General features: G+C 70.8%; 9 protein-coding genes and 1 pseudogene. 6 read left to right on the top strand and 4 right to left on the bottom strand.

Annotated features, from left to right (window positions below; genetic code table 11):
- The 6 genes from RIF68_RS23665 to RIF68_RS23640 form a co-directional block, all read left to right on the top strand.
- On the top strand, positions 1–756 hold a 756-nt coding region (locus RIF68_RS23665; protein ID WP_309053307.1), incomplete at its 5' end, for a phosphatidylglycerol lysyltransferase domain-containing protein.
- Between the two features lie 28 nt (positions 757–784).
- A complete protein-coding gene (folP, locus tag RIF68_RS23660) occupies positions 785–1,645 on the top strand; it encodes a dihydropteroate synthase (protein ID WP_309053306.1) in 861 nt (286 codons plus the stop codon).
- Positions 1,642–2,124: a nuclear transport factor 2 family protein gene (locus RIF68_RS23655; protein WP_309053305.1), complete on the top strand. Its 483-nt coding sequence runs from the start codon at positions 1,642–1,644 to the stop codon at positions 2,122–2,124. Before folP ends, RIF68_RS23655 begins: the two co-directional genes overlap by 4 nt.
- 144 nt (positions 2,125–2,268) lie before the next feature.
- Complete coding sequence (folB, locus tag RIF68_RS23650; RefSeq protein WP_309053304.1) at positions 2,269–2,628, top strand: dihydroneopterin aldolase; 360 nt, start codon at positions 2,269–2,271, stop codon at positions 2,626–2,628.
- Positions 2,625–3,224, top strand: coding sequence for a 2-amino-4-hydroxy-6-hydroxymethyldihydropteridine diphosphokinase (folK, locus tag RIF68_RS23645; RefSeq protein WP_309053303.1), 600 nt, complete (start codon positions 2,625–2,627; stop codon positions 3,222–3,224). The genes folB and folK overlap by 4 nt, the downstream gene beginning before the upstream one ends.
- A gap of 48 nt (positions 3,225–3,272) precedes the next feature.
- On the top strand, positions 3,273–3,758 hold the full coding sequence (locus RIF68_RS23640) for a DUF3180 domain-containing protein (RefSeq protein WP_309053302.1): 486 nt from the start codon (positions 3,273–3,275) through the stop codon (positions 3,756–3,758).
- 4 nt (positions 3,759–3,762) lie between these two features.
- Here the strand turns inward: RIF68_RS23640 and RIF68_RS23635 are convergent, their stop codons facing one another.
- The 4 genes and pseudogenes from RIF68_RS23635 to RIF68_RS23620 form a co-directional block, all read right to left on the bottom strand.
- Entirely contained in the window at positions 3,763–3,963 is a 201-nt protein-coding gene (locus RIF68_RS23635; RefSeq protein ID WP_309053301.1) for a hypothetical protein, read from the bottom strand.
- 50 nt (positions 3,964–4,013) lie between these two features.
- Entirely contained in the window at positions 4,014–4,232 is a 219-nt protein-coding gene (locus tag RIF68_RS23630) for a hypothetical protein (RefSeq protein WP_309053300.1), read from the bottom strand.
- Between the two features lie 589 nt (positions 4,233–4,821).
- Positions 4,822–5,430: a GTP cyclohydrolase I FolE gene (gene folE / locus RIF68_RS23625; protein ID WP_309053299.1), complete on the bottom strand. Its 609-nt coding sequence runs from the start codon at positions 5,428–5,430 to the stop codon at positions 4,822–4,824.
- A gap of 101 nt (positions 5,431–5,531) precedes the next feature.
- A pseudogene (locus tag RIF68_RS23620) lies at positions 5,532–6,290 on the bottom strand (cell division protein FtsH); the annotation flags it as partial.

Genomic DNA, 6,290 nt, shown 5'->3' with positions numbered 1-6,290 from the left:
CGCAACGTCCGCCAGATGGTCAAGCGCATCGAGCGCAACGGCTACACCACCCAGGTCCGCCGCGTCCGTGACCTCACCGACGCCGAACTCGAACGGATCCGCGCCGCCGCCGCCGACTGGCGCGGCAGCGACACCGAGCGCGGCTTCTCCATGGCCCTCGGCCGCATCGGCGCCCCCGGCGACGGCGACGCCGTCATAGCCACCGCCCACAGGACCGACGCCGACACCGCCGACACCGCCCACGGCCCCTTCGGCGACCTGAAGGCGATCATCCACTTCGTGCCCTGGGGCCCCGACGGCATGTCCCTGGAACTCATGCGCCGCGACCGCTCCGCCGACCCCGGCATGAACGAGCTCCTCATCGTCGCCGCCCTCCAGGCCGCCCCGGCCCTCGGCATCGCACGCGTCTCGCTCAACTTCGCCATGTTCCGCGCGGCCCTCGCCCGCGGCGAGAAGATCGGCGCCGGCCCCGTCCTGCGCGCCTGGCGCGGCCTCCTCGTCTTCCTCTCCCGCTGGTTCCAGATCGAGTCCCTGTACAAGTTCAACGCCAAGTTCCAGCCCCGCTGGGAACCCCGCTTCGTCGTCTACCGCAAGAGCCGCGACCTCCCCCGCATCGGCTTCGCCGCCATGCAGGCCGAAGGCTTCGTCAACCTCTCCCTGCCCCGCCCCCTCGCCCGCAGGACCGCCCCGGCCCCCCGCCCCTGCGCCCACCTGCCCGCACCCGCCCGCCCCGAGCAGGAGGTCCGCGCGGCCTGATCACACCCCCGGGCCCTACGCTGGACACATGAGTACGACGATCGACCGCGGGACCGCCCGCGGCCTGCCGGAGTGGGACCGCTGCGCCGTCATGGGCGTGGTCAACGTGACCCCGGACTCCTTCTCCGACGGCGGCCGCTGGTTCGACACCACGGCCGCCGTCAAACACGGCCTCGACCTCGTCGCCGAAGGCGCCGACCTGGTGGACGTCGGCGGCGAATCCACCCGCCCCGGCGCCACCCGCGTCGACGAGGACGAAGAACTCCGCCGCGTCATCCCCGTCGTCCGCGGCCTCACCGCCGAAGGCGTCACCGTCTCCGTCGACACCATGCGCGCCACCGTCGCCGCCCGCGCCGTCGACGCCGGCGCCACCCTCGTCAACGACGTCAGCGGCGGCCTCGCCGACCCCCGCATGGTCCCCACCGTCGCCGCCGCGGAGGTCCCCTTCGTCGTCATGCACTGGCGCGGCTTCAGCAAGGACATGAACAGCCTCGCCGTCTACGACGACGTCGTCGCCGAGGTCGTCGACGAACTCCGCGTCCGCATCGAAGCCGTCGTCGACGGCGGCGTCCACCCCGACCGCCTCGTCGTGGACCCCGGCCTCGGCTTCGCCAAGCACGCCCCCCACGACCTCGCCCTCGTGGCCCACCTCCCCCGGCTCCGCGCCCTCGGCCACCCCCTCCTCGTCGCCGCCTCCCGCAAACGCTTCCTCGGCCACGTCCTCGCCCGCGAGGGCGCCGCCCCGCCCCCGGCGCGCGAACGCGACGCCGCCACCGCCGCCGTCTCCGCCATCGCGGCCCACGAAGGTGCCTGGGCCGTCCGCGTCCACGAAGTACGCGCCACCGCCGACGCCGTCCGCGTCGCCAGGGCCGTAGAAGGAGCCGCGTGACCCCCACCACCGACCGGACCGCCGTGGAAGCCGCCAACACCGCCTTCTACGAAGCGATGGAAACCGGCGACTTCGACACCGTCTCCCGTCTCTGGCTCGACGACGGCGCCACCCCCATCACCTGCGTCCACCCAGGCTGGCCCGTCCTCACCGGCCGCGGGGAAGTCCTCCGCTCCTACGCCCTGATCATGGCGAACACGGAGTACATCCAGTTCTTCCTCACCGACCTCACGGTCACCGTCGCCGGCGACACCGCCCTCGTCACCTGCACCGAGAACATCCTCAGCGGCGGCCCCGCCGAGGACGGCGCCGAACTCGGACCCCTCATGGGCCAGCTCGTCGTCGCCACCAACCTCTTCCGCCGCACCCCCGAGGGCTGGCGGATCTGGTCCCACCACGCCTCCCCCGTCCTCACCGAGACGGACGACACACCCGGCGGCGATGACCCCGGCGCCCCGGGCCTCCCCGGCACTCCCTGACCCCGCGGCCACCCCCCGCGAACGGCCCGCACCGGCCCCACGGGCGGGTGCTGTCGGTGCCCGCGGGTAGATTCGACAGAGGACACCCGGCCGTCCGCACCCGGCTGCGTGGCCACCGGAACTACGACAGCAGGAGTGATTCGCGTGGATCGTGTCGCGCTGCGCGGCCTCAAGGCCCGAGGCCACCACGGCGTCTTCCCCAAGGAGCGCGAGGAGGGCCAGACCTTCATCGTGGACCTGGTCCTCGGCCTGGACACCCGCCCGGCGGCCGCCGACGACGACCTGACGAAGACGGTGCACTACGGCATCGTCGCCGAGGAGGTCGTCGACGTGGTCCAGGGTGAACCCGTCGACCTCATCGAAACCCTCGCCGAGCGCATCGCCCAGCGGTGCCTCAGCCACGCGGGCGTCCAGGAGGTGGAGGTCGTCGTCCACAAGCCCGACGCGCCCATCACCGTCCCCTTCGACGACGTGACCGTCACCATCACCCGGAGCCGACGATGAAGCCGACCCAGAGCGACCCCACCGTCCAGCCCGTGCCCGCCGCCGTCGTCGAGACCGTCGACGCCGCCGACACCACCCTCTCCAACCCGCGCTGGGCCGTCCTCGCCCTCGGCGCCAACCTCGGCAACCGCCTGGAGACCCTCCAGGGCGCCGTCGACGCGCTCGCCGACACCCCCGGCCTCCGCGTCAAAGCCGTCTCCCCCGTCTACGAGACGGAGCCCTGGGGCGTCGAGCCGGGCACCCAGCCCTCCTACTTCAACGCCGTCGTCCTCGTGAAGACCACCCTGCCGCCCTCCTCCCTCCTGGAGCGGGCGCACGCGGTCGAGGAGGCCTTCCACCGCGTCCGCGAGGAGCGCTGGGGCGCCCGCACCATCGACGTCGACATCATCACGTACGCCGACGTCGTCTCCGACGACCCCGTCCTCACCCTGCCCCACCCCCGCGCCCACCAGCGCGCCTTCGTCCTCGCCCCCTGGAACGACGTCGACCCGGCCGCGCTCCTGCCCGGCCACGGAGCCGTCGCCGACCTCCTGACCTCCCTGGGACACACGGACGTCACCCCCCGTGACGACCTGGAACTCCGTCTGCCCGAGTAATCGTTACGCTCGTGGCAGACCGCTCCGCGACCACATGAAGGACACCCGGTGAAACAACTGCGGCTGAAGGTGCTCGCCGGACTTTTCCTGGTGGCCGGCATCCTCTCCTGGGGCGCCAGCCGCCTCTGGGACTCCGTCGGCACCCTTCCCAGCGTGCCCCTCGCCGCCCCCGTCGTCCTCGCCGTCATCGCGGCGGTCCTCGCCGCGACGGCGCTCTCCCTGCGCGCCCGCCTCAAGGCCCAGCGGGAGCGCCGCCCCGGCGCGAAGGGCGTGGAACCCCTGATGGCGGCCCGGGCGGTCGTTTTCGGCCAGGCCAGCGCGCTGGTCGCCGCGCTCGTCGCCGGCATGTACGGAGGCATCGGCGTCTTCCTGCTCGCCTCCCTCGACGTCCCGGCCCGCCGCGACCAGGCCCTCTACGCGGCCCTCTCGGTCGCGGCGGGCATCGGCGTGATCGCCGCCGCCCTCTTCCTGGAGCACGTCTGCAAGCTCCCGGAGGACGACGACGAAGGCCAAGGCCGCGCCCCGGCGGCCTAGCCGCTCACCAGGCCTCGCGCACGAGGTGCCCGTTCACCAGGAAGGTCGGGTGCGGGGACAGCCGGTAGCTGTAGAACGTGAAGGGCTTGGCGCCGGCGGCCGGCCGGGGGCGGACCTCGTGGACCTGGACCCAGGAGGACTCGGGCGGGTGGAGCGCGTGGTGCTCGGGGGCGAAGGTGCCGCGGCTCTGCCAGCGATTCGACACGTAGAGTCGCGAGGCCAGCCCTCGCTTCGACGGGGTGAAGCGCGCTCCGATCACCGCGCCACTTCGACGAGGAACGGCACGTTGGCACTCGTGATGATGCGCCCGTACCCATGAGCCGTGCCGCAGCCGTCGCCGTCGATGTAGCCGTCAAGAAAGCCCTGGAACGTGTCGATGTCCCGCAGCACCACCCGCGGAAAGCGCTGGCGCATGTGGTGGGCGTCGCCACCCACGTAGTGCCGCATGGCATCGGAGAGCAGTGAGGAGACCACGCGTACGCGGAAACCGGGCACGTCTCGCTGCAGATAACCGGACGGCCGAGTCACCGCCTCCTAGACGCGCCGAAAGCCCCGTGCAAGCCGTCAATGCCGCCGCGTAGCGGGCCGCAAAGCCTTCCTCGTTCACGATCAAGGACACGTAGTTCTTGCCGACCGTGCCATCGGCACACGTGGCACCCACGAAGTAGCCGAACTCGTAGCCCGGCCGGATCGTGAACCGCTCCCGGCACAGTTTCCGTGTCGGCGTCCAGGCAACGGTCCTCCCCGTGAGATCGACCGCGGGTGTCCAGCCCTCCGGCGTGGCCAGCAGCAGGTCAGGACTTGCCGTGAAGGTTGTATGGTCCGTGACCACCTCGACGGCGTCGCGGCCCTTGACCGCTGTCACGTCGTCGACAGTGCTCCGCACCGTTCGGTCACCGTCCAGCGTCCACAGCACGCTGCCCGGCCGCACGTTCCTGGCCTGCGTCCATCCGTCCACCACACTCACCAGCATCTTGCTGGTCAGCCCGTACCCCATACCGCCCCCTTGATCAGCGATGACCTCCGCTGATCAAGGACCGTATGAAGCAAAGCGGACAGCCCGCTACGAACGGGCCAGTATCAGGGACATGGCCTCGGCACGCGTAGTAGCGTCACGAAGTTGACCACGTACCGCCGAGGTGGTCGTCTTCGCTCCCGGCTTGCGAATGCCGCGCAGCGACATGCACATGTGCTCCGCCTCGATCACGACGATCGCGCCGCGCGCTTCGAGGATCTCCATGAGCGAGTCGGCGATCTGCGTCGTCAAGCGCTCTTGCACCTGTGGGCGGCGGGCGTAGACGTCGACCAGACGCGCCAGCTTGGACAGGCCCGTGATTTTGCCCGTTTCAGCCGGAATGTACCCAATGTGAGCTACGCCATGGAATACCAGCAAATGATGCTCGCACATGGAAGTCAGTTCGATATCCTTCACCAACACCATCTCGTCGTGCCCCAGGTCGAAGGTCGTCGTGAGGACGTCCTCCGGCTTCTGCCAAAGCCCCGCGAACAGCTCCTTGTAGGCCCGCGCCACCCGCGCAGGCGTCTCCCGCAGCCCCTCGCGGTCCGGGTCCTCCCCGACCGCGATGAGGAGCTCTCGTACGGCGTTCTCGGCGCGCTTCTCGTCGTACTCGCCGATCGTGCTCTCGCCGTCCAGCGTCACCGGGTCGGTCATCTGTGCCTCGTTCCGTCTGTCTGAACATGGCGCGAAAATGCCGCGCCCCCACAGGCTAGAACCTGTGGGGGCGCGGCAGCCATTCCGGGGTCGTCCGGGGATCAGGTCTCCGGGGTGTCCTCGGGGGCGACCTCGATGCCCTTGGTGGTGTCGACCGTGCCGGTGGCGGTCGTCGCCGTGCCGTTCGCGCTGTTCGTCAGGGCGAGCTCCTTGGGGGAGAGCACCGGCGGACGCGTGGACGGGGTGCGGCGGGCCGATCCGGTCCAGGCCGGGCGGGCCGGGCGCTTGACGATGGGGGCGAAGATCTCGGCGATCTCCTCCTTGCCCAGCGTCTCCTTCTCCAGGAGGGCGAGGACCAGGTTGTCGAGGACGTCACGGTTCTCGACGAGGATCTCCCAGGCCTCGTTGTGCGCGGTCTCGATGAGCTTCTTGACCTCTTCGTCGACCAGCGCGGCGACCTCTTCCGAGTAGTCGCGCTGGTGCGACATCTCGCGGCCGAGGAAGGGCTCGGTGTTGTCGCCGCCGAACTTGATGGCGCCGAGCCGCTCCGTCATGCCGTACTGGGTGACCATCGCGCGGGCCGTGGCGGTGGCCTTCTCGATGTCGTTGGCCGCGCCCGTGGTCGGGTCGTGGAAGACGAGCTCCTCGGCCGCGCGGCCGCCCAGCATGTAGGCGAGCTGGTCGAGCATCTCGTTGCGCGTGGTCGAGTACTTGTCCTCTTCCGGCAGCACCATCGTGTAGCCGAGGGCGCGGCCGCGGGACAGGATGGTGATCTTGTGGACCGGGTCGGAGTTCGGGGAGGCCGCGGCGACGAGGGCGTGTCCGCCCTCGTGGTAGGCGGTGATCTTCTTCTCCTTGTC

This window comes from Streptomyces sp., from assembly GCF_031178505.1.
Lineage (GTDB): Bacteria > Actinomycetota > Actinomycetes > Streptomycetales > Streptomycetaceae > Streptomyces > Streptomyces gulbargensis.
Note: the sequence above shows the minus strand (reverse complement) of the source record. Positions and strands in the feature narration are given on the sequence as shown.

Bases quoted from the DNA above. Each gene is read 5' to 3' on its own strand.
- folP (WP_309053306.1), top strand. From the start codon at position 785: ATGAGTACGACGATCGACCGCGGGACCGCCCGCGGCCTGCCGGAGTGG.
- folK (WP_309053303.1), top strand. From the start codon at position 2,625: ATGAAGCCGACCCAGAGCGACCCCACCGTCCAGCCCGTGCCCGCCGCC.
- folE (WP_309053299.1), bottom strand. From the start codon at position 5,430: ATGACCGACCCGGTGACGCTGGACGGCGAGAGCACGATCGGCGAGTAC.